This is a genomic window from Neisseria sp. HMSC068C12, from assembly GCF_001814095.1.
GTDB lineage: Bacteria > Pseudomonadota > Gammaproteobacteria > Burkholderiales > Neisseriaceae > Neisseria > Neisseria perflava.
This window is the reverse complement of record NZ_KV814825.1, coordinates 229,367-251,476: the sequence shown is the minus strand read 5'-3', so window position 1 is coordinate 251,476 and position 22,110 is coordinate 229,367. Positions and strand designations below refer to the sequence as shown.

The 22,110-nt window shown below is 46.9% G+C and carries 18 protein-coding genes and 3 tRNA genes; 7 read left to right on the top strand and 14 right to left on the bottom strand.

From position 1 onward, the window contains the following. Positions 1 to 77: 77 nt before the first annotated feature. From recD to HMPREF2952_RS09085, 3 genes are all read right to left on the bottom strand, one after another. Positions 78 to 1,841: an exodeoxyribonuclease V subunit alpha gene (gene recD, locus HMPREF2952_RS09095; RefSeq protein WP_070695576.1), complete on the bottom strand. Its 1,764-nt coding sequence runs from the start codon at positions 1,839 to 1,841 to the stop codon at positions 78 to 80. A gap of 131 nt (positions 1,842 to 1,972) precedes the next feature. Next, complete coding sequence (gene lolD / locus HMPREF2952_RS09090) at positions 1,973 to 2,656, bottom strand: lipoprotein-releasing ABC transporter ATP-binding protein LolD (RefSeq protein WP_004519733.1); 684 nt, start codon at positions 2,654 to 2,656, stop codon at positions 1,973 to 1,975. Beyond that, the gene (locus HMPREF2952_RS09085; RefSeq protein ID WP_004519734.1) at positions 2,649 to 3,899 is read right to left on the bottom strand and encodes a lipoprotein-releasing ABC transporter permease subunit; all 1,251 of its coding nucleotides are present in this window, start codon (positions 3,897 to 3,899) and stop codon (positions 2,649 to 2,651) included. Before HMPREF2952_RS09085 ends, lolD begins: the two co-directional genes overlap by 8 nt. 214 nt (positions 3,900 to 4,113) lie before the next feature. On the opposite strand from HMPREF2952_RS09085, the gene HMPREF2952_RS09080 reads away from it, so the two are divergent. Continuing rightward, complete coding sequence (locus tag HMPREF2952_RS09080) at positions 4,114 to 4,401, top strand: hypothetical protein (protein ID WP_003683377.1); 288 nt, start codon at positions 4,114 to 4,116, stop codon at positions 4,399 to 4,401. A gap of 62 nt (positions 4,402 to 4,463) precedes the next feature. On the opposite strand, the gene recR is transcribed toward HMPREF2952_RS09080, so the two are convergent. The 4 genes from recR to rnr form a co-directional block, all read right to left on the bottom strand. Then, positions 4,464 to 5,069 carry a recombination mediator RecR gene (gene recR / locus HMPREF2952_RS09075; RefSeq protein WP_003679078.1) on the bottom strand — a complete coding sequence of 202 codons (606 nt, stop codon included), beginning with the start codon at positions 5,067 to 5,069 and terminating at the stop codon, positions 4,464 to 4,466. A gap of 82 nt (positions 5,070 to 5,151) precedes the next feature. Continuing rightward, positions 5,152 to 7,005: a SurA N-terminal domain-containing protein gene (locus tag HMPREF2952_RS09070; RefSeq protein WP_004519736.1), complete on the bottom strand. Its 1,854-nt coding sequence runs from the start codon at positions 7,003 to 7,005 to the stop codon at positions 5,152 to 5,154. A gap of 145 nt (positions 7,006 to 7,150) precedes the next feature. Continuing rightward, a complete protein-coding gene (locus HMPREF2952_RS09065) occupies positions 7,151 to 7,498 on the bottom strand; it encodes an ArsC family reductase (RefSeq protein WP_004519737.1) in 348 nt (115 codons plus the stop codon). An 82-nt stretch (positions 7,499 to 7,580) separates the two neighbouring features. Continuing rightward, entirely contained in the window at positions 7,581 to 10,076 is a 2,496-nt protein-coding gene (gene rnr, locus HMPREF2952_RS09060) for a ribonuclease R (RefSeq protein ID WP_070695574.1), read from the bottom strand. 79 nt (positions 10,077 to 10,155) lie between these two features. On the opposite strand from rnr, the gene HMPREF2952_RS09055 reads away from it, so the two are divergent. From HMPREF2952_RS09055 to HMPREF2952_RS09045, 3 genes are all read left to right on the top strand, one after another. Next, positions 10,156 to 10,242 (top strand) — tRNA-Leu (locus tag HMPREF2952_RS09055). A 38-nt stretch (positions 10,243 to 10,280) separates the two neighbouring features. Beyond that, a tRNA-Leu gene (locus HMPREF2952_RS09050) sits at positions 10,281 to 10,367 on the top strand. Positions 10,368 to 10,429: 62 nt separating this feature from the next. Next, a tRNA-Ser gene (locus HMPREF2952_RS09045) sits at positions 10,430 to 10,520 on the top strand. A 179-nt stretch (positions 10,521 to 10,699) separates the two neighbouring features. On the opposite strand, the gene HMPREF2952_RS09040 is transcribed toward HMPREF2952_RS09045, so the two are convergent. The 5 genes from HMPREF2952_RS09040 to dnaQ form a co-directional block, all read right to left on the bottom strand. Next, positions 10,700 to 11,437, bottom strand: a complete 738-nt coding sequence (locus tag HMPREF2952_RS09040) for a thermonuclease family protein (RefSeq protein ID WP_004519739.1) — start codon at positions 11,435 to 11,437, stop codon at positions 10,700 to 10,702. 73 nt (positions 11,438 to 11,510) lie between these two features. Next, complete coding sequence (gene rpiA, locus HMPREF2952_RS09035; protein ID WP_003679072.1) at positions 11,511 to 12,182, bottom strand: ribose-5-phosphate isomerase RpiA; 672 nt, start codon at positions 12,180 to 12,182, stop codon at positions 11,511 to 11,513. Between the two features lie 43 nt (positions 12,183 to 12,225). Continuing rightward, a complete protein-coding gene (ispF, locus tag HMPREF2952_RS09030; RefSeq protein WP_004519740.1) occupies positions 12,226 to 12,705 on the bottom strand; it encodes a 2-C-methyl-D-erythritol 2,4-cyclodiphosphate synthase in 480 nt (159 codons plus the stop codon). 31 nt (positions 12,706 to 12,736) lie between these two features. Continuing rightward, a complete protein-coding gene (gene ispD, locus HMPREF2952_RS09025; protein WP_049336624.1) occupies positions 12,737 to 13,423 on the bottom strand; it encodes a 2-C-methyl-D-erythritol 4-phosphate cytidylyltransferase in 687 nt (228 codons plus the stop codon). Continuing rightward, positions 13,420 to 14,157, bottom strand: coding sequence for a DNA polymerase III subunit epsilon (gene dnaQ, locus HMPREF2952_RS09020; protein ID WP_049336622.1), 738 nt, complete (start codon positions 14,155 to 14,157; stop codon positions 13,420 to 13,422). Before dnaQ ends, ispD begins: the two co-directional genes overlap by 4 nt. Positions 14,158 to 14,498: 341 nt before the next feature. On the opposite strand from dnaQ, the gene HMPREF2952_RS09015 reads away from it, so the two are divergent. The 3 genes from HMPREF2952_RS09015 to HMPREF2952_RS09005 all read left to right on the top strand — a co-directional run bounded on the left by HMPREF2952_RS09015 (position 14,499) and on the right by HMPREF2952_RS09005 (position 17,942). After that, positions 14,499 to 14,975, top strand: a complete 477-nt coding sequence (locus HMPREF2952_RS09015; RefSeq protein WP_003746951.1) for an NGO0322 family iron-responsive protein — start codon at positions 14,499 to 14,501, stop codon at positions 14,973 to 14,975. Positions 14,976 to 15,117: 142 nt separating this feature from the next. After that, positions 15,118 to 15,801 carry a 16S rRNA pseudouridine(516) synthase gene (locus HMPREF2952_RS09010; RefSeq protein ID WP_049336621.1) on the top strand — a complete coding sequence of 228 codons (684 nt, stop codon included), beginning with the start codon at positions 15,118 to 15,120 and terminating at the stop codon, positions 15,799 to 15,801. 776 nt (positions 15,802 to 16,577) lie between these two features. Then, the gene (locus HMPREF2952_RS09005) at positions 16,578 to 17,942 is read left to right on the top strand and encodes a sodium-dependent transporter (protein WP_049336619.1); all 1,365 of its coding nucleotides are present in this window, start codon (positions 16,578 to 16,580) and stop codon (positions 17,940 to 17,942) included. 60 nt (positions 17,943 to 18,002) lie between these two features. On the opposite strand, the gene dld is transcribed toward HMPREF2952_RS09005, so the two are convergent. After that, a complete protein-coding gene (gene dld, locus HMPREF2952_RS09000) occupies positions 18,003 to 19,694 on the bottom strand; it encodes a D-lactate dehydrogenase (protein WP_036490674.1) in 1,692 nt (563 codons plus the stop codon). A gap of 165 nt (positions 19,695 to 19,859) precedes the next feature. After that, positions 19,860 to 21,983, bottom strand: coding sequence for a polyribonucleotide nucleotidyltransferase (gene pnp, locus HMPREF2952_RS08995; RefSeq protein ID WP_107697060.1), 2,124 nt, complete (start codon positions 21,981 to 21,983; stop codon positions 19,860 to 19,862). Between the last annotated feature and the right edge of the window lie 127 nt (positions 21,984 to 22,110).

The following is a 22,110-nucleotide window of genomic DNA, read 5'->3' as shown; positions in this document are numbered from 1 at the left end:
TATCGTATGTAAATTAGTGTAATCAGTCAAGCAGATTTAAACGCTTTATCCTCTTTCAGACGGCCTCTTGATTCAGGTCAAACAGAATCCTGCTCATCAAGCTGTTCAAACTGCCATTCCAAGGCATCGGCCAATGCCGTCCTGCGTTTTTGATGGCATCCCACAGCCTGACATAATTCCTCCGCATTTTCCCAAAACACAAAACGTTCACGCGCACGGGTAATGGCTGTGTAAAGCAGAGCCTTATCCAAACCTCGGGCTTCTTCTTCGCTTTCCGTCGTTGCAGGCACTGACGGGGGCAACAGCCATACTTCCCGATATTCCGAACCTTGGCTCTTATGCACCGTCATGGCAAAAGCCGATTCAAAATCGGGCAAACGGCTGATGGCAATTTTTTTGAATCCATCTTTCTCAGGAAAATAGGCAGACAAGCCATTCAACGATTCTTCATCTTTCATAATCAGACCGATGTCGCCGTTAAACACTTCCAGCATGTAATCATTGTGGGTAATCATGATGATTTGTCCGGCAAACCAAGGCGTTTCGCCCGAAACCTTGCCTTGTCGTTGCAAGTATTCTTGATAAGCCTGATTCAAATCATCCGCATCCTGCCGCCAAGCCGCCAATACCACTACATCGGCAGCATGACCATAGGCGAGTGCAACATTATTCTCTGCCACGGCCTGCCAATAATCCTGTTGCTTTTGATACAGCAAGGCGACCTGCTCTTTCAGACGGCCTGATTTCATTTCCAATTCTTTGGGGAACTTGTCAAACTGTTCAACCGCAGTTTGCTTTTCCCCGGAAACCACCGCCCTTGCCAAACAGCCGATACCGCTGTCTGCACCAAACCGGTGGCTGAACGTCAATTTGGCATTGTTTTGCGATAAAGCCTGTGGCTGCCCTTTTATCTCAAAGCCATGATTGGGCAGGTACACTTCCAGCTTTTCAGCGGTTTCTTTATCCAAAGCCGTCGGACGCGACAATGCTGCCAACACGGCTCCCAAGCCAACCGACGGCAACTGGTTTTCATCGCCAAGCAACACAAGACGGCAGCCGGTAGGCACGGCGCGCAATAAATCCAACACCAGCGGCAAATCCAACATCGACGCCTCATCCACCACCAAAACATCCAAAGCAAGCGGATATTCATGATTGAACACAGGGCGCATTTGCGGCGGACGCAGTTTCAACAAACGATGGACAGTCTGCCCTTCCAAGTTTTCCAAATGCGCTTTAATGCTCGGAGACAAATCAAAACCGTCCAAAGCACGCTGCAAAGCCCGTGCCATATGTGCAGCCGCTTTACCTGTCGGCGCAGCCAACGCAATACGGGGCAGCTTCGTACTGTTATTGCAAATCAGACCCAAAAGCTTTGCGACGGTCGTCGTCTTCCCCGTACCCGGCCCGCCGGTAATCAGCATAAAGTTTTGCAGCAAGGCCAAAGCAGCAGCATCCCGTTGCTCTTTGCTGTCTTTAGTATCAAACCAGTCGCTCAGGCTTTTTGAAGCCACCATGAAATTCACTTCTTCCGCCTCGGCACTTGCCAGCCGTTTGATTTCAACAGCCAAATCATGCTCCAACTGCCACATCCGCCCTAAAAACAATTTCCGGCCTTGCAGGATAAGCGGTTTATCCGCATTACCGACCAAATTCGGCAAGTTGCTTAAGGCATCAACATCCGCTTTATCCAAATAAACAAACGAATGCCCGTTTTGCAAGGCTGCAAACAGTCGAACCACATAAGGCTCAATAACGGATGCACCCTGTACTTCGTGACGGCGGAAAAACGCTATGGCCGCATCTGCGGCAGAGGAAAGGATAGAGTTGGTTGGATTCATGGTTTATGCTTGATTGATACGGACAAAAGAAAGGCCGTCTGAAAAACAGCGTTTCCATAAATGAAAACCTATTTTCAGACGGCCTCTATTATACCGTTCAAAGCATAAAATATTTGCCTGAAATAATAACCTTATTGCAGCACTTGCAGGCTGCCGTCTTTCATGGTCATTACCCGGTCGAAACGCTCAGCCAGCTCATCATCATGGGTCACCACAATCAGGCTGGTGTTCAATTCGCGTTTCAAATCCAGCATCATGTCCAGCACATTTTGCGCATTTTTACGGTCAAGGTTTCCCGTCGGTTCATCCGCCAATAAGCATTTCGGCTCATTAACCAAAGCACGGGCAATCGCCGCACGCTGACGCTCGCCGCCGGAAAGTTCACTCGGACGGTGCAGCATACGCTTGTCCAAGCCAACCTTTTTCAGCATATTGACAGCCTTCTCCTCAGCCATCGCCTTGGGCATTTTGCCGATTAAAAGCGGCATCATGACATTTTCCAAAGCAGAAAACTCAGGCAATAGATGGTGGAATTGATACACAAAGCCCAAATAACGGTTGCGCAATTCACCCAACTGTTTTTGGCTCAAGCCGCCCAAATCCTGATCCATCAGTATCACCTTGCCTTCAGACGGCATATCCAAGCCACCAAGAAGGTGCAGCAATGTGGATTTACCGCTGCCTGACGAACCAATAATACTCACGCTTTCCGCTTCTGCAACTTCAAAATCCAAATGATTCAACACTTGTACATTCAATGCGCCATCATTATAGCTTTTGCCAACGCCGGTACATTTCAAAATTGTCTTACTCATAACGCAAAGCCTCCGCAGGTTGGGTTTTTGCAGCACGCCAGCTCGGATACAGTGTGGCGATAAATGCCAAGCCAAGCGAAATGCAGGCAATAACGGCGACATCCTTCAAGTTCACATCGCTAGGCAGGTAATCGATGAAATAAACCTGTGAGTTAATCAAATGTACGCCAAATAGGTCTTCAAAAAACGCGACAATCTTACCAACATTCCACCCCAACAATACACCGCATACCACGCCCACAAGCGTACCAAAGAACCCCGCAAATGCGCCCTGTACCAAGAAAATCTTCATGACCCCACCCGGGGACAAACCCAAAGTGCGCAAAATCGCAATATCGGCTTGTTTTTCCGTTACCGCCATTACCAAAGAAGAAACGAGGTTAAACGCAGCAACCGCGATAATCAGTGTCAAAATGATGAACATCATGCGTTTTTCCAACTCAACGGCTTCAAAATAGCTGCGGTTGTTAAACGTCCAGTCGCGCACCCATACTTCATCTTTTTTAGCATCAGGAATCAACTTGGCAATGAAAGACGGCGCATTCTGAGGATCAGCCAATCGTAAACGCAGCCCACCGACATTTTCTCCCAGTCGATACAAGACTTGCGCATCCTTGATATGCGTCATGGCCAATGTGTTATCGACTTCATATACACCGGTTTTTACCACACCGACCACATTAAACTGCTTCAAGCGCGGCACTACACCGGCAGGAGTAACATTCCCCTCAGGCGTAATCACTGTAACCTTGCCACCAATCTCCGTGCCCAATGCCTCAGCAAGCCCTTGACCCAAAATAATATCAAATTCGCCCGGCTTCAAATCGTCGAAACTGCCGGCCGGCATATCCTTGCCGTAATCAACGACATTTTTTTCTTCAGACGGCAAAATACCGCGTATTTGTACACCGCGCACTTCTCCTGCATTAGCAAGCAAAGCCTGATCGGAAACATAAGGCGCGCTGGCCAATACTTCCTTTTTGCCTTTTACAAATTCGCGCAAACTCTGCCAACCCGGCGCACTGCCGACATCGTAATAGCCGATTTCTGCATGAGGTGCGACGTTCAACAATTGACCTCGTATCTCTTTCTGAAATCCGTTCATTACCGATAACACCACAATCAGCGCCGTTACACCCAAGGCGATACCGACGATTGAAATCATGGTAATAAATGACATAAAGCCATTGCGTTTTTTCGCACGCAAATAGCGCAGGCCTATCCAAGTTTCTAAAGAAGCCATTCAAAAATGCCTCATTCGTTTGTCAAAAATGGCTTATTGTACCGTAAAACCGACAGGTCGTCCGATTGCCCGACTGATGTAGCATTCAGGGATAAAGTGTATGTAAAACCATGTATCTTCCCGTAAATTCCGCCGAAAAACTTGCACAATCGGCCAATCGCCCTTATTCTGAAGCTGTGACACACTTTGTCACCATCAAAAAGGAAATACACTAATGAACAGCAAAAAATTCTTGGCCCTCGTATCCGTAGCTGTGGGTTTGTCATTCAGCTTCAATGCATATGCCGCCAAAGAAATCAAAATCAGTTCAAACAATACCGCTTACTCCGACGCCGATGTTCAAAAACTGGCAGCCACTGCTGTCGGCATGGGCGTAAAAGAACCTGTCAGCCTCAACAGCGGAAACGGTGTTGTTACCGTATCCGGCAGCAGCGCAACCAAATGCGCATTTAAAGTCGGCAACGGTGATACGCCTCAAATTCAAGGCGTCAGCTGCAAATAATCTGATTTCATCAATGAAAAGGCCGTCTGAAAAACATTCAGACGGCCTTTTTATATTGGCATTTAAGATTGGATATTTCTTCTATCGTAAACAGCCTGTGCCAAAGTACCGGCATCCACATATTCCATCTCGCCGCCCAAAGGGATTCCCCTTGCCAACCGGCTGACTTTATAAGGAAGATTTTTAAACAATTCCGCCAATACATACGCTGTCGCGTCGCCTTCGGCTGTGAAGTTGGTTGCAATGATAATTTCCTCAATATCACTCGCCTGCAAACGGGCAACCAGCTTATCTAATGCCACTGCCGAAATATCCATGCCCTGCGCCGGACTGACTTGCCCCATCAAAACAAAATACAGGCCATCATGGCAATTAGCCGCCTCCATACTGGAAACATCCGCCGGCATATGCACAATCATCAAGCGGCTTTTCTCACGTTTTTCGTCGGCGCAAATTTCACACAAATCGCCTTCGCAAAATGTATTACACATCCGACAATGCTGCACCTGTCTTAAGGCAAACTGCAAAGCATCCACCAACTCCTGCGCTTCTTCGCGTTTGTACTGTAAAAGCTGGTAAGCCATGCGTTGAGCGGATTTCGGGCCGACATTAGGCAGGATTTTTAATGCATTAATCAAGCGGACAAAGGCATCAGGATTTTTACTCATGATTTCAGACGGCCTTTAAAAAGATAGCTAAAAATAAGAAAACAGCCGGAATTCATCCGGCTGCCCTACTCTAATATTCTGCTTATTCGGCAGCATTATTAACTTGTTGTGCACCTTGCGTACGATCGATTTTCTTATCCAAATACTGGAGCAAGGCATCGAAAACATTGGCGGAAAGCTGCTGAACCAAAGCCTGTTTAGCAGCCGGAATCTGTGAATCGGCATTTTCAGGAGCAGAAACGCTCTGAACTTCCATAATCACCGGCGCAGGCATACCTTCCAACAATGTATACGCAGGTTTGCCGCCGACAGGACGCGCTTTCAGCAAAGCTGCATAAGCCTCCGGAGACATGGTTTTACGTGCATCTTGTGCGCTCAATTGAGAAACAGGCGACCATTGAACATCAGCAGCTTTACCGGCTTTCAATGCGGCCAAAGTTTCCTGGGCTTTTTTCTCTGCCAGTTTGGCGGCTTCAGAGCGCTGATATGCTGCACGGACATTGTCTTTGACTTCCGCAAATGGTGCGATTTTCTCTTCGCGCACTTCTTTCGCACGAATGACCCAAACGGTTTCGTTGTTGATGGCAATTACTTCAGAATTGTGTTTTTTCTTCAGTACATCGTCGCTAAACGCAGCATTAATCAACGTTTCAGGCAAACCTGCCTCTTTCGCACCCGCTCTGGTCACCCATTCATCCAAGTTTTCCACTTTCAAACCTGAATTGGCGGCTGCTTTTGCCAAAGAAGATGGATCATTGAAGGCATCTTCACCCAATTTTTCTTTAGCAGCATTAAAGGCAGAAGCTGCTTTTTTCAGTTTCAAGGCTGCTTCGATACGCGCTTTGGCTTGTTCCAAAGTCGGCTCAGCTTCGACATTCAAAACTTTAATGACGTGATAACCCAAAGATGATTTTACGGTATCGCTGACTTCGCCTTTGCCCAATGCAAATGCCGCTTTATCGAATTCAGGTCCAAAGCCGCTGCCGCCACCTTTGCTCAGATAACCCAAGTTGCCGCCTTTATTGCTGCTGGACAAGTCTTTGGAATACTTGGCCGCCAGTTCGGCAAACGAATCCGGATGCTCTTTAAGCTCCGCAGCCATTTTGTCCACTTCTGCTTTAATTTCCGCATTACTTGCTTCATCTCCGTTAGGCATGACCGGAATGAAAATATGCGCAATTTCGGCTCTTGGCGACAAATCTACACTTTTGCTGTCGTAAGCTTTTTGTACTTCTTCCGCACTGACGGTTTGCTTGTCAGCCAAATCTTTGATGTTCAAAGCCACATATTCCAGCTTAACGGCTTGAGGAATCAAGTAATCTTTTTTATGCGCTTCATAATACTTTTGCAAAGCCGCATCATCTACTTTTACTTGTGCCGCAAATGCTTCAGGGCTGAACGTAAATGAACGGATGGTACGTGTTGCTTGAGTCAGGTTAATCAACTGACGTGCTTGCGCATCGCTGACCAAAGCGCCGTTTTGCACTAAATTCAACAGATTTTGCAATTGGAACTGTTCGCGGATATCTTCAACGAACTGATCCTCGGTCATCCTGCGTTGATCCAAATATTTCTTGAGCAAATCCTGGCTGAATTTACCGGAAGCATCATGGAAATTCGGATCATCCACAATAACTTGCTTGATTTGCTCCTGAGACACAGCGATGCCCATCAGCTTGGCACCTTGCTTCAGATAAGCACGTTGCAATAACGATTGGAATACCGCATCACGCGAAGGTGCATTATTGCCGGCAGCCTGCTCGTTTTGTATCGCAATCTGTAAAGCATGCTCGCTGACCTTCTCATCCCCGACTTTGACAATGTAATCAGAACCCGGCGAAGACAAGTTATTGGCACCGAATCCGATAAAGGTCAGACCGATGATACCTAAAACAATCTGGGCGGGTGTTTTATATTTTTCAACAATATGGAACATATTTATCCGAAAGAAAAGTTTGGCGCGGCAGCCAGAAAATGCTGCCGCAAAAATCTTAAAATCCTGAAAACAGGCTCAAAGCGCGTATTGTAACGTATTTTTTCGAGGCTTGCTTTTTCAGACGGCCTAAAAACCTAAAAATACCTTATCCGAAAATTTCCTGATACGCTTCTACTGAAAATCCGACATGAACCTGTCCTTCTTTGACCAATACAGGCCGCTTGATGATGCTGGGATTCTCCACCATCAAAGCAATCGCACCTTCTTTTGTGGCGGCAGATTCTTGCGCATCTTTATCCAACTTGCGCCAAGTCGTACCTCTTTTATTGAGCAAAATTTCCAAAGCCGCCTGACCCAGCCAGCCATCAATCAATTCGGCAGTCGGGGCGTTTTTCTTAAAATCTACAAACTCAAACTCGATGCCGTTTTCCGCCAACCAACTGCGCGCTTTTTTAACCGTATCGCAATTGGGAATACCGTATAGTTTTATCATCTTAATTTATCCTTGGTTTTATTCATAAAATCACAAATTCAGGCCGTCTGAAACTTTTCAGACGGCCTGAATTGAATGCAGCTTATTTCTTAGCAGCTTTCTTTACTTTAATCTTCACGCTTTTGCCTTGCGCGTTATTTTTATGCCCGGCTTTGACGGAAGTTGTTTTCGCCTGCGTTTTTTTCTTGCCTGCGGCTTTAGGTTTGCTTGGCTTGGCAGGCTTGGAGGCAGGTTTACTTTTCACCTTGCTCTTCTTTGCCTTCATGGGAGCAGCCAACGCTTCATCAATTTCTTTAGCCGACAGTTTACGCTTACGCTTTTCGACAGACTTGTCAGCAGCTATTGGCTTGCTTACAGGTTTTGCTTTTCTACCTCCGCGTTTCTTACCGACTGAACCGCCGCTGATTAAGGTCAAATCAATCTTGCTGGTATCCAAATCGGCTCGCGCGACTTTTACAGTAACCGTATCGCCCATGTTGAAACGGACACCACTACGCTCGCCCTCAATTGCCATAATTTCAGGACGGAAGTTGAAATAATCCTCTCCCAAATCGCTGATATGTACCAAGCCGTCGATATGAATATCGTCCAAGGTTACAAAAATACCGAAGCTGGTCATGCCCGAAATCTTGCCACTGAAAACTTCGCCGACTTTGTCGCGCATATAATAAGTTTTCAGCCAGTTTTCCACATCGCGGCTGGCATCATCGGCTCGGCGTTCGCAGAAAGAGGTATGCACGCCCAAAGCCTCCCAGGTTTTATTGGGTTGGTAAGTTTGTCCGTTCAATACAGCTTTAATGGCGCGATGTACCGTCAAATCGGGATAACGGCGGATAGGCGAAGTAAAGTGTGCATATGCGCCATAAGCCAGACCAAAGTGACCGTCGCAATGAGGCTCATAAACCGCCTGCTGCATAGAACGCAGCATCATCACTTGTAACAATTCCGCGTCCGGACGGTTTTTAAATTGCTCGGCAAGCGTAGCATAGTCTTTCGGCGTCGGATTATCGCCGCCACCCAAACTCAGCCCCAGCAAACCAAGCTGCTCGCGTAAGGTGGCCAGTTTTTCAGGAGTCGGGCCCAAGTGATTACGGAACAAAGCCGTATGTTTGTTTTTCAGCAAAAATTCTGCCGCGCAAACATTCGCCGCTAACATACATTCTTCAATCAGCTTGTGCGCATCGTTGCGGACAACGGGAACAATCTTGTCAATCTTACCGTTGTCATCAAAAATCATCTGAGTCTCAACGCTCTCAAACTCAACCGCGCCACGCTCGAAACGTTTTTTCTGCAAGATTTTAAATAACTTATACAGAGTATCGATTTGCTGCTTAAACGGATAATCCTGGCCGTCTGAAATCCAATCCCAAACTTGATTGTAAGTCAGTCGCGCATGAGAACGCATTACTGCCGGATAGAAACGGTATTTCTTGATATTGCCGGCATAGGTAATCACCATATCGCACACCATACACAGGCGTTCAACATCAGGATTGAGAGAGCAGATGCCGTTGGACAAATTCTCCGGCAGCATTGGAATCACACGGCGCGGGAAATACACGCTGGTACTGCGTTCTTGAGCATCTACATCAATCGCGTCATCAGGGCGGACATAATGACTGACATCAGCTATCGCCACCACCAAGCGGTAGTTGCGGCCAATTTTTTCGGCAAAAACCGCATCGTCAAAGTCCCGCGCAGTTTCGCCGTCAATGGTTACCAGAGGCAAATCGCGTAAGTCCACGCGCCCTTTCAAGTCGGTTTTACGCACATGATCGGGAATTTTCTTCGCGGCTTTGACACACGCTTCGCTGAATTGATGAGGCAAATGGTGCTTGCGTACAGCAATTTCAATTTCCATACCGCTGTCGGCATAATCGCCCAACACTTCAATCAGCTTAGCCACAGCAGGACGATGCGCTTCAGGATACGTCTCAATTTCAGCCACAATCACTTGGCCGGATTGCGGTTTAAAGTTCGCCACGCTTTCAGGCTCTAACACGATACTTTGGCTCAAACGCTTGTCTTCTGCCTCCAAAATAGCCACGCCACGATCCATATAAAAACGACCGACCACTTTAGACTGCGCACGCTCCACCACATCTAAAACCGTTCCTTCACGACGGCCTCTGCGGTCGATACCGGCAGGACGAACGGTAACAATATCCCCGTGCATCACGCCGCGCATCTGACGCTCATACAAAACGAAATCACCTTCGCCCGTCGGCGTTAGCGGCACAGCAAAACCAAAACCGTCTTTATGCGCTTCGACACGACATTTAACCAATGCCAATTTTTCTGCCGCGCATACCGCGCCACGTCGGTTGATCAACACCTGACCATCACGTGCCATCGCTTTCAAACGGCGTTCGAAGAATTCATATTCATCTTCTGTAATCGACAATTCATGTGCCAACGCTTCGATTTTTGTCGGCACACCTTTTTGTTCCAATAATTCAATGACCCATTCACGGCTGGGCAACGGATGAGCGTAACGTTGTTTCTCCCGCTCCAAATACGGGTCTTTTTCTCGTAAATTTAAAGATTTAGTATTTTTGTTCATTTTGATAGTTGACATTCTTTTTTTAAAATATATAATAGCTGCTTCTTCGCAGTTCAGGTAGTCAACTCTACCTTAAATTGAAGAATAAAGCAAAGCCCAGGTGGCGGAATTGGTAGACGCGCTAGCTTCAGGTGCTAGTGTCCTCACGGGCGTGGAAGTTCGAGTCTTCTCCTGGGCACCAAATAATTTGGTGCTTCTTTGCTTAAGAAAATTTAAATTGCCCAGGTGGCGGAATTGGTAGACGCGCTAGCTTCAGGTGCTAGTATCCTCACGGGTGTGGAAGTTCGAGTCTTCTCCTGGGCACCACTGATAAATCAATCAGTCAATTTTTCACATTATTCTGATAACAAGTCAGGATAATAGTCCACAGAGAGGTGGATGAGTGGTTTAAGTCGCACGCCTGGAAAGCGTGTATACGTGAATAGCGTATCGAGGGTTCGAATCCCTTCCTCTCTGCCAGATACTAAAGACACCAGCTAACGGTGTCTTTTTTCATATCCGCCCTTCTTAAAAATATTACACCACACTTTTATTTCTATTACCCTCCAATCATAAACCTGCCACTCATTCTTATCTTATACTAAACCTTAATGATTAAAGGCCGTCTGAAAGTTTTCAGACAGTCTCTTTCTTAAAACCTACCAAATCCCGAACCATTGTTTATCAGACTGCTTTTTATCACCGCTCTGCTGCTCATAATTTTGACGGCGAAATTGCCAAGGTGCTTGCGGATTGTCTTTTTTCCATAAGCCTTTTCGTTTTTCCTTGGCTTGTTTTTGTGCGGCCGAATAGTCAGTGTAAGCGGTTTTACTTTGTTGTTTTTTGGCATAACTTTCATAATGCCATGCGGCGCCATCCCGTATCTGCATTAAATTCAAGTCAATCGTGCCGACAGATACTTGGGCAACTTCGCGCTGGTAGCGGTCAGCTTCAAACACACGGACTTTGACTTTTTTATTCAATGCGGCATCAATCAGATTATCTCGTGATTGCGTACCATAAGCCTGATTGATTTCCGGTGCATCAATATAGGCCATACGGATTTTGTGTTTCCGGCCGTCGCTATCGATAATATGCACGGTATCGCCATCATGGATTTTGATGATTTTTCCGTTGTATGTGTAGGATTGTCGCAATGACTTTTGTTTTTGTTCCGGTTTGGGTTCAGCTTCGGCTTTGGTGTCAGATGTGGCTTTGACGACATTTTCACCCAGCCATTCATTGACCTTTTCCAAACCGATATTGTCGCTTTGTGCCAATGTTGCGGCAACGCTTACCCCTGTACGAATCAACTCGGTATCGCGTGAGCTGTAACCAAGCGCGCCCAAAACGGATAAAACAACGGGCAACCATTTTATAATTTTACTAATTTGCATATTTTGCCAAATTGAAGGCCGTCTGAAAGACCTAATACACTTTCAGACGGCCTTTAAGATTGATTAATCTTCATTAATCCTGACAAGGCAGGATGACTTTTGCGCCTTCTGCCGTACCCAAAACCAACACATCGGCGGCATCGCGGGCAAAAATACCGTTTTCGAGTACGCCGGTGATTTTGTTGATTTCGTCTTCCATTTTCAGGGCTTGGTCGATATTGAGGCCGTGAACATCGACGATTTGGTTGCCATAGAAAGTAGTATAGCCGACACGCAACTCAGGCTGTCCGCCCATGGCAAGCAGTTTGCGCGACACCAGCGAACGGGCATTTTCAACCACTTCTACCGGCAACGGGAATTTACCCAAACGGGAAACATATTTGCTTTCATCGGCAATACAGACAAATTTATCGGATGCACTGGCCACGATTTTTTCGTTCAAATGCGCACCGCCGCCACCTTTAATCATTTGCAGCGCGTGGTTGACTTCGTCTGCGCCGTCAACATAAACCGCCAAACCCATCACTTCATTCAGTGAAACTTCTGGAATTTCATATTTCGCCAAAAGCTCGCTGGATTTTTTAGAAGTAGACACGGCACCCTTAATTTTCTTACCGCTTTTACCCAAAGCTTCGATAAAGAAGTTGATGGTAGAGCCGGTACCGATACCGATGTATTCGTTTTCAGGAACAAATTCCACCGCTTTTTCGGCGGCAATACGTTTGAGTTCGTCTTGAGTTGCCATGTTGTCAGTCCTTCAGTTTGAATAATAAAGTAATTTTAAGCTCTTAGGCTTTAATCAGCAATACTGCCGCTTGCGCTTCAATGGCTTCCATACGCCCCAGATAGCCAAGTTTTTCGTTGGTTTTACCCTTGATGTTCACGCAGTTTTCAGGCAAACCCAAATCTACGGCAATATTGGCGCGCATTGCTGGAATATGCGGCGCAAGTTTTGGCTTTTGCGCAATCACAGTCGTATCGACATTAACCACCTTCCAACCCAATACCTGCACGCTTTGATAAGCCTCGCGCAACAGCACACGGCTGTCTGCATCTTTGAATTCGGCGGCAGTATCAGGAAAATGGCTGCCGATATCGCCCAAACCGGCCGCGCCCAACAGGGCATCGGTAATCGCATGCAAAAGCGCATCGGCATCGGAATGGCCCAGCAAGCCTTTTTCAAACGGAATGTTGACGCCGCCGAGTATCAAATCTCGCCCTTCAACCAACTGATGGACATCGTAGCCCTGTCCGACACGGATATTCATATTGTTTCCTTAAATAATGGGTTTTAATTGTTCAGACGGCCTTGAGCAACAATCTGACAATGTATTCGTCTTGCGGCAGCGTCAATTTTAAATTGCGCGTATCACCCTGCACCAAGCGCGGTCGGATACCCAGTTTTTCAACCGCTGATGCTTCATCCGTAATTTCACTCAAATCATCAACCGATAAGGCTCGATTTAATAAGGCCGTCTGAAAAAGCTGCGGCGTTTGCGCCTGCCATAATCCTGCACGTGCAACGGTTTCATCAATATGATGACTGCCGTCTGCCCGCTTGAGCGTATCGGCCACCGGTATGGCCAGAATGCCGCCTTCATCATTTTCGCCTGCCTCATCAAGCAAACGAGTTAACGCTTCGGCAGGCAGGCAACAGCGCGCAGCATCATGAACCAAGATATTGTCTTGCGCCTCGGCCAAACCTTGCTCCAATAAAACGGACACACCATTGCGTACCGTTTCGGCACGACTTGCACCGCCCACTCGGAAGACACGCACCTTCTCAGATAGGGCCGTCTGAAAAACCGAATCTTCCGGCGAAAGAATAACGGCAATTAAATCTATGCGGGGGTGTTGCTCAAAAATTTCTATGGCATATTGCAATACGGTTTTACCATTGATTTCAACATATTGTTTAGGTTTTCCCGCGCCAAATCGCGCCCCGACACCGGCAGCAGGAATCAAAGCGATATTGCGGCGCATCATGCTGACGCTCCGGCATCGGCCTCATTCGGCGTTTCTGCCTTGCGCCATACACACACTTCGCCCAAATCGTCCAAATATTTTTCATGCGCGGCCAGCTCTTCCGCATTGGCTTTGATGACTTTCAACTGCGACGTACGTTTAGTTTCAGCAATAACGGTTGGTTTGACTTCGCCCTCTTCTTCCGCCTCGCCGCCCATCAGGTCGAACTGCTGACGCGTCATGGCAAGATAGACTTCACCCAAAAGCTCGCAGTCGATTAACGCGCCGTGCAAGACACGTTTGCTGCGGTCAACGGAAAAGCGGTTACACAAGGCATCCAAGCTTGCCTTTTGCCCCGGAAACATTTCACGCGCCATGGCCAGCGTGTCGGTGACTTTACAGCCGAGCTCCTCAATAGAAGGCAAACCCATGCGGCGGAATTCCATATTCAGGAAGCCGACGTCAAACTTAGCATTATGGATGATCAGCTCTGCGCCACGTATAAAGTCGGCAATCTGTTTACCCACTTGGGCAAACGGCGGCGCATTCTTCGCTTCCAATACTTCAATCGTCAAACCATGCACCTTCGCCGCTTCCTCCGGCATATCGCGTTCGGGGTGGACATATAAATGAAGGTTGGAGTCGGTCATTTGGCGATTAATCATTTCCAAGCCGGCAAATTCGACCAGACGGTCGCCGCTTTCAGGATAAAGGCCCGTGGTTTCCGTATCGAGGATAATCTGACGTTGGCTCATGGTTGGTGGTTTCTACAATTATCAAAACGTCCTGAATCATACTGAAGGCCGTCTGAAATGTATAGTCAGCAAAACTTTAGCTGCTTTTCAAATACCCTTTTAACGCTGGATTTGTTCAGACGGCCTTTATTATTTTTTCATCTATTGGCCAGCTATTACTCCAATTTTGAGTAGAAAACCCAATTTCTATAAAATTTTTTAAATTTAATTTCTTTAATAATGAATACCTTACTTATTATTTAAATAATAGGAACAATTATCATTTGCAAATTTAAAAAATCTCCGTATAATACAACCCATCGAAACGAAACAACCGCACCACAGAATGAAAGGAGAAGAAAATGCCCGAAAGTATTTTTAAGCAAGTCTCCCTTGACATTCTGAGACTGCACCAACAAGCCATCCGCTCTTTAATCGCCACCAAATGTTGCGATGAGTGCGAAGTACACGACGCAGTATTCATTACTTTAGATGGCCGCTATTATGTTTGGCTTCCTTGCATGGGCAAATCGCCCCAATCAGAAACCGGCATCCTGCTGATTGAAGATGAAGACGGCAATACACGCTTGAGCTGGGTGGCCGACACACGTGAAGTCAAGCAAAAAGACAGTCTGTACAACCGCGTTGTTTCCGCCCTGCAACGAAAAATGCAGCGCACGAAAAACAAGTTCATCCAGTCGGCAAACGCCCGATTGCTCGAACTCACGCCTCAGCAAGGCCGTCTGACGACAAACAGCGAAGATTTCTCGCTTTCACCACATGACTTGATGAAAGCACTTTATCCGGCAACACATCAAATAGGAGAATTTGCCCTGTAACAGTTTTTGGTAGTGGTTTGTGTTCCTTTTGCGCCCCTTAACATTTTAAAGGGGCGATTTTTTTGCCTCTGCTTTTCAGACGGCCTTAAAACCGGTTTTCCAGTACAATAAAGGCCGTCTGAACATTTCCTACTTTTCAACCATGCAACTGCTCAAATACATCCAATCGCAGGGTCTCGGCAGCCGCAAGCAATGCCAGTGGCTGATAGACAATGACTGTATCGCCATCAACGGCGAAATTCATAATCGTGCAAAAGACGATATCGATCCGTCTCAAGTGCGCACCCTGTCTGTTGACGGCGAAGAGATTGCCGCCGTACCCATGCCCTATTTCTACATTTTGCTTCATAAGCCTGCGGATTACGAAACTTCGCACAAACCCCAGCAATATCCGAGCATCTTCAGCCTTTTTCCCGACCACATGCGCAATATCGATATGCAGGCAGTCGGCCGCTTGGATGCAGACACAACCGGCATTATTCTGATTACCAACGACGGGCAATTTAACCACCGCGTTACTTCGCCCAAACACAAAGTTCCGAAGCTCTACCGCGTTACCTTGAAGCATCCTGCCGACGATACCCTTTGCGCTACGTTGAAAAACGGAGTCCTCCTGCATGACGATAATGAAACCGTCGCTGCCGCCGAAGCAGTGTTGGCCGACCCAAACACATTGATGATGACCATTACCGAGGGCAAATATCATCAGGTCAAGCGCATGGTCGCAGCCGCAGGCAACCGTGTCGAGCAGCTCCACCGTGAACAATTCGGCGACTGGAATATCGACGATTTGGCCGCCGGAGAATGGAAATTCATCCAAATCTAAAAAAATTCCAAAATTTTGAGATATTTTTTTAAACAAAATGGATTTTTAATTTCTTTAAAATCAAACACCTAAACCTTATTATTTTTATTTAACAGAATTTAACACTAGAAGGACTGAACTATTGTATAATTCGCCTGTCTGAGTAACACTTGCTTCGAGAGAAGTGAGTAAGTGAGTAAGACGTTTTCCCCGTAATGTGTTTGGCCATCTATACTTTCCCCTTAGTATAGATGGTTTTTTTTATCTAAAATTTGACAATCAAGCGGGCATGCTTTTAGACGGCCTTTCTCATCTAAAGAAGCCATCATTGCCAAACCCATCTCCACTCATTAACTTGCCATTACTCCTTTTCTCTTTCTCGTCTCTTCCGCATCAATCTGTGCCGTTCCAATTTCAGACAAATCGTTTTATAGAAAGAAAATCTATCGGCTATCCAAGCTAGGGTTACAGGATATTATTAGACAGCCTTAGAGAAAGACCATCTTTGTTGCCGACATATTTGAAAGCACACCTTAGTGCTATCCAATCCCCTCACAACAACCCTTTCCCATATCCCACTTTTCAGACGGCCTTTATCGTTACGGCTCTTTCAATCATTCGTATCGCTTCAGACAAATTCTCTGTTTGCAGGTTTCAATACCAAGCAAACCAGAGAAACCCACTAAAAATTCTTCATTACATGGTTTTTTTAACTAATTTTCTTTTCAGACTTTAGTCAAGATTCGTTAAATCTTTGCGGTAAAATGTTGTCTTTATTTTCATGTATCTGAGTTTTTATGTCTTCCAATCAACCCCGTCAAACTTGGTCCAACCGTTTGACTTACATCCTTACCGTTGCCGGCGCGACTGTCGGTTTCGGCGCAACGTGGCGTTTCCCGTATTTAGTCGGTGAAAACGGCGGCGGCGCATATGTGTTTTTGTTCTGTATCGCCATGTTGGTCATCGGTATTCCGATGATTTTGGTGGAAAACGTCATCGGCCGCCGTAAAGGCGTGAACGCGCTGGATGCGTTTGGCGGCTCGATGAACGGCAAACCTGTTGCCAAAGTTTGGAAAGCGGTCGGTTGGATGGGCCTGCTCGGCGCATTCGGCATCATGGCCTATTACATGGTGCTCGGCGGCTGGGTCATCAGCTACATCGTCAACATCATCGGTGGCAATTTGGACATTTCCAGCCCTGTCAGCGGCGAAATAACGAAAAGCTTCTTTACCGAACACATCGAAAACAGCCCTTGGGAAATTGCGTTTTATACCTTCCTATTTGTGGTTGTGAACCAATGGATTTTGGTCAAAGGCGTCATTGGCGGTATTGAAAAAGCGGCAAAATACCTGATGCCTTTGCTGTTTTTATTCCTGATTGCCATGGTCGTGCGCAACGTTACCCTGCCGGGTGCGATGGAAGGGATTACTTTCTATCTGAAGCCTGATTTCAGCAAAATTACCGCCGAACTTTTCGTCTTCGTTTTGGGGCAAGTATTCTTCGCACTGAGCTTGGGTTTCGGAGTGATGATTACGTTATCCAGCTATCTGGATAAAAACGAAAATCTGGTTCAGACGGCCGTAATTACCGCGATTACCAATACTTTGATTGCCGTGTTGGCTGGCTTTATGATTTTCCCATCCCTCTTCAGCTTTGGCGTTGCCCCTAACTCCGGCCCGACGCTGGTGTTCCAAAGCCTGCCGATCGTGTTCTCCAATATGTGGGCAGGCCCTGTATTTGCAGTGATTTTCTTCTCACTGCTTCTGATTGCCGCGCTGACCACTTCTCTGACCATTTATGAAGTGTTGATTACGACCATTCAGGAGAAAACCAAAATCCGCCGCGCAGCGGCTATTACCATCGTACTGACAGGTATTTTTATCTTCGGCAATATCCCTTCCATCTTGAGCTACGGCCCATGGAAAGATATTTCCGTGTTTGGTAAAAACATTTTCGATGCTTTTGACTATATCAGCGGCAACATCCTGTTTATGCTGACCGCGCTCGGCTCTGCCTTGTTCGTCGGTTTCGTGATGAAAGATGAAGCGAAGGACGAATTGCTCTACAAAGGCAACCATACTACGGTCAATATCTGGTTTGCCTATGTGAAATACCTCGTGCCGTTGGTGATTCTGCTGATTTTCATCAGTAATCTGTTCTGATAAGCAAACATATAAAAAGGCCGTCTGAAATATTCAGACGGCCTTTATTTTAACTACGCTTTATTCTGCCCAGTTTTTCTTCTTACTGGTTTTACCGATACCGGGGTTGAAGCTGTTGGTTGGGTCGAGTTTTTTATAGAACTGTTTCAGCTCGGGCTTGGCTTCATACAGATGACCGACATTATGCTCGGCAGGATATTGCGCACCGCGTTGGTCAAGCAGATGGAGCATTTCATGTTCCAAAGCCATACAGTCGTTGCCTTTTTTAATGATGTAGTCCTGATGGAACACATGACACATAAAATGTCCGTAATACAATTTATGGATGATTTTATTGTCGATTTCGGGCGGCAGTGTTTCAAACCAATCACGATCATCACGACGCAAGGCGATATCGAGTGCAACCAAATCCTCTACTTCATCATCATGTACAGAACGGTAACGGATCGCGGCAGAAGCCACAGCAAAGCGATGCAGCATAGCCGCCTGCGTTTCTTCGGCATTACATTCAAAGAATGCGCCGCCATGGGTTGCAAAATATTCCTTCAAGAAAGCACGCGCTTCTTCTACCCCCTCGCCACCCATTTTTAAAATCAGGTGATGTTCATATTTATCCCGATAGTTGCGCATAGATTTCGGCAAGTGATCGGGCAAAATCTTACTGATCAGTTGCATGAATTTATCAGAGAAGTGTTTTGGTAAGAAACTTATCTTTTTGCTGAATCTATCCACACGGGCCTTCAGATCAAACAGTTTCGGAAGTTGGTGGGTACCGAACGTCTTAATGATATAAAAAGTATCTTTACCATAAACGGCAGCAATATCAAAAGCATGACGATGGATATACTCACCAGAAATAGGCAGGTTTTTAAACTCGCTCAAAGCAGCACGACGAATATCGGTCAGCTCATTAATATCATTTGTACCGATATAGAAAACGGCAGTCTGTTTTTCTTGTGGGAACGTATCCAAGCGTACGGCAAACACCATCAGCTTGCCCGCGCAACCTGATGCTTCGTAGTGACGCGCAGGGTCGGCATTAAAACGGGCGGCAGTCGGTTCATTCACTTGGCGGACATGATCGCAATAAGCATGGTCATGCCCTTTGCCTGCATTTTGAACAATGTCTTTTTTCTGATAATGGAAACCTTGCAGATTGGTCAGAATTTCTTCAGGGGTTTCGCCCAAATCAATGCCCAAATGGTTGACCAGCTCCAGCTTACCCTCTTCGTTGATTTGTGCAAACAGGGCCATTTCCGTATAAGCCGGACCACGCTGTACCAATGCACCGCCGGAGTTATTACATACGCCACCCAATACAGATGCGCCGATACAGGACGAACCAATTACAGAGTGCGGCTCACGGCCTAAAGGTTTCAGCAGCAGCTCCAATTGATTCAAGGTAGAACCGGGCAGGCAGACAACCTGTTCGTTATTGTTAATCGGCTGAATGATGTTCAGACGCATGGTATTCACAATCACAATATCTCGGTCGTAATCATTGCCGTCAGGAGTCGAGCCGCCAGTCAGGCCGGTATTGGCAGCCTGCGTAATCACGATAACATCAGCCTCAACACATGCCTGCAAGATTTGCCACATTTCCAACACCGTACCCGGGCGGACAACTGCCAGCGCCTTGCCTTCGCCAAAACGATAGCCTTGACGGTATTGTTCGGTTTTCGCCGGGTCTGTGATGATGTATTTTTCACCGACGGTTTGCGTCAGCCGGCTGATTAATTGTGTAGCATTCATTGCATACTCCTTGAGAGATTAAAATATTTATTAGATTGCAAGCATTGTAGTAATCCGTTCAATCAAAGTAAAGGCGAAACCCGTTTTTTAAACTCATCTTTTAAATAAACAAAAGGCCGTCTGAAAATTTCAGACGGCCTTTTGTTTTAAGCCTGAATAATCAGATTATTCGGCTGCTTTCTCTTCGCGAGCAGGTGCTTCCAGCAAAGCTTTGATAGACAGGCGTACGCGGCCGCGATCGTCTACTTCCAATGCTTTCACGTTCACAACCTGACCTACTTGCAGATAGTCGCTGACATTGCGTACGCGCTCGTGGGCGATTTGGCTGATGTGTACCAAACCGTCTTTGCCCGGCATCACGCTGACAATCGCACCAACGTTGTTGTCGAGGATTTTAACCACAGTACCTTCGTACACTTTGCCCACTTCCACTTCGGCAGTGATTTCTTCGATACGTTTTTTCGCTGCATCGCCTGCTTCTTGAGTAGTCGCAGCGATAGTGATGGTACCGTCTTCAGCGATGTTGATTTCAGTACCGGTTTCAGCAGTAATCGAACGAATAGTTTCACCGCCTTTACCAATCACATCACGGATTTTGTCTTGGTTGATTTTCATGGTGAACAAACGTGGCGCGTGTGCAGACAGTTCTTGCGGGCCTGCAACGGCGGCTTTCATCTGATCCAAGATGTGCAAACGTGCTTCTTTGGCTTGAGCCAAAGCGATTTGCATGATTTCTTTGGTAATACCTTGGATTTTGATGTCCATTTGCAGCGCGGTCACACCTTCTGTTGTACCGGCTACTTTAAAGTCCATATCGCCCAAATGGTCTTCATCACCCAAGATGTCGGTCAGGACGGCAAATTTGTTGTTGTCCAAAATCAGGCCCATAGCGATACCGGCAACGTGTGCTTTCAAAGGCACACCGGCAGACAACAGGCTCAAGCAGCCGCCGCAGACGGAAGCCATAGAGGAAGAGCCGTTGGATTCGGTAATTTCAGAAACCACGCGCATGGTGTAGCTGAAATCTTCAGGTTCTGGCAATACGGCCAACAACGCACGTTTAGCCAAGCGGCCGTGACCGATTTCACGACGCTTTGGCGCGCCTACGCGACCCACTTCACCGGTAGAGTATGGAGGGAAGTTGTAGTGCAGCATGAAGCGGTCGGTATATTCGCCGGACAGCGCATCAATGATTTGCTCGTCGCGTGAAGTACCCAAAGTTGCAACCGCCAAAGCTTGGGTTTCGCCACGGGTAAACAGTGCAGAACCGTGAGTGCGCGGCAATACGCCGGTTTGAATGTTCAGCGGACGAACAGTGCGGGTGTCGCGACCGTCGATGCGCGGTTGTCCGTCCAAAATTTGGCTGCGGACAACATCGGCTTCCAAATGTTTGAAAATACCTTTGATTTCGTTGGCTGCCAAAGTGTCGGTTTCTTCGGTAATCAACGCTTCTTTCACGGCATTCCAAGCTTCGTCCAATTTGGCAGAACGCGCTTGTTTTTGACGGATTTTGAACGCTTCTTTAATGGTTTCGCCGGCAATTTCGCGTACTTTTGCAACCAATTCTTCATTGGTTTCAGGTGCTTTCCAATCCCAAACTTCCGGGTTAACTTCGTCGGCAAACTCATTGATGGCGTTAATGGCCACTTGCATTTGATCGTGACCGTAAACAACCGCACCCAGCATCACTTCTTCAGACAAGATGTCGGCTTCGGATTCCACCATCAACACGGCTTTAGAAGTACCGGCAACAACCAAGTCCAATTGTGATTTAGCCAATTCGGCTTTAGTCGGGTTCAGAACGTACACGCCGTTTACATAACCCACGCGTGCCGCACCAATCGGACCGGCAAACGGTACACCGCTCAACACCAGCGCGGCAGATGCACCCAGCATTGCAGGAATGTCAGAATCGATTTCAGGGTCAACAGACACCACCATCGCTACGATTTGGATGTCGTGGTAGAAACCTTCAGGGAACAGAGGACGAATCGGACGGTCGATCAGACGGCTGGTCAGGATTTCTTTTTCGCTTTGTTTGCCTTCGCGTTTGAAGAAACCGCCGGGGATTTTACCTGCTGCGTAAGTACGCTCGAGGTAATCGACAGTCAGAGGGAAGAAGTCTTGGCCTTCTTTCACTTCTTTGTTGGTAGTAACGGCAACCAAAACAACAGTGTCGCCCATAGATACTTTAACGGCAGCAGCGGCTTGGCGAGCGATTTCGCCGGTTTCCAAAGTAACGGTTTGATTACCGTATTGGAAGGTCTTAACGTGTTTATTGAACATCATTGTTCCTTTCAAAATACCGCACTGCTAAAACACTAATAATGCACACTAAAATCCGAATGTGCATAGTTAGGGTTTCAGACCGTGCGGCAGGTTATAAACAAGCTTTCAGACGGCCTTTTCGGACGCT

Coding starts and splice junctions, on each gene's coding strand:
- recD (WP_070695576.1), bottom strand. CDS start 1,841: ATGAATCCAACCAACTCTATCCTTTCCTCTGCCGCAGATGCGGCCATA.
- lolD (WP_004519733.1), bottom strand. CDS start 2,656: ATGAGTAAGACAATTTTGAAATGTACCGGCGTTGGCAAAAGCTATAAT.
- HMPREF2952_RS09085 (WP_004519734.1), bottom strand. CDS start 3,899: ATGGCTTCTTTAGAAACTTGGATAGGCCTGCGCTATTTGCGTGCGAAA.
- HMPREF2952_RS09080 (WP_003683377.1), top strand. CDS start 4,114: ATGAACAGCAAAAAATTCTTGGCCCTCGTATCCGTAGCTGTGGGTTTG.
- recR (WP_003679078.1), bottom strand. CDS start 5,069: ATGAGTAAAAATCCTGATGCCTTTGTCCGCTTGATTAATGCATTAAAA.
- HMPREF2952_RS09070 (WP_004519736.1), bottom strand. CDS start 7,005: ATGTTCCATATTGTTGAAAAATATAAAACACCCGCCCAGATTGTTTTA.
- HMPREF2952_RS09065 (WP_004519737.1), bottom strand. CDS start 7,498: ATGATAAAACTATACGGTATTCCCAATTGCGATACGGTTAAAAAAGCG.
- rnr (WP_070695574.1), bottom strand. CDS start 10,076: ATGTCAACTATCAAAATGAACAAAAATACTAAATCTTTAAATTTACGA.
- HMPREF2952_RS09040 (WP_004519739.1), bottom strand. CDS start 11,437: ATGCAAATTAGTAAAATTATAAAATGGTTGCCCGTTGTTTTATCCGTT.
- rpiA (WP_003679072.1), bottom strand. CDS start 12,182: ATGGCAACTCAAGACGAACTCAAACGTATTGCCGCCGAAAAAGCGGTG.
- ispF (WP_004519740.1), bottom strand. CDS start 12,705: ATGAATATCCGTGTCGGACAGGGCTACGATGTCCATCAGTTGGTTGAA.
- ispD (WP_049336624.1), bottom strand. CDS start 13,423: ATGATGCGCCGCAATATCGCTTTGATTCCTGCTGCCGGTGTCGGGGCG.
- dnaQ (WP_049336622.1), bottom strand. CDS start 14,157: ATGAGCCAACGTCAGATTATCCTCGATACGGAAACCACGGGCCTTTAT.
- HMPREF2952_RS09015 (WP_003746951.1), top strand. CDS start 14,499: ATGCCCGAAAGTATTTTTAAGCAAGTCTCCCTTGACATTCTGAGACTG.
- HMPREF2952_RS09010 (WP_049336621.1), top strand. CDS start 15,118: ATGCAACTGCTCAAATACATCCAATCGCAGGGTCTCGGCAGCCGCAAG.
- HMPREF2952_RS09005 (WP_049336619.1), top strand. CDS start 16,578: ATGTCTTCCAATCAACCCCGTCAAACTTGGTCCAACCGTTTGACTTAC.
- dld (WP_036490674.1), bottom strand. CDS start 19,694: ATGAATGCTACACAATTAATCAGCCGGCTGACGCAAACCGTCGGTGAA.
- pnp (WP_107697060.1), bottom strand. CDS start 21,983: ATGATGTTCAATAAACACGTTAAGACCTTCCAATACGGTAATCAAACC.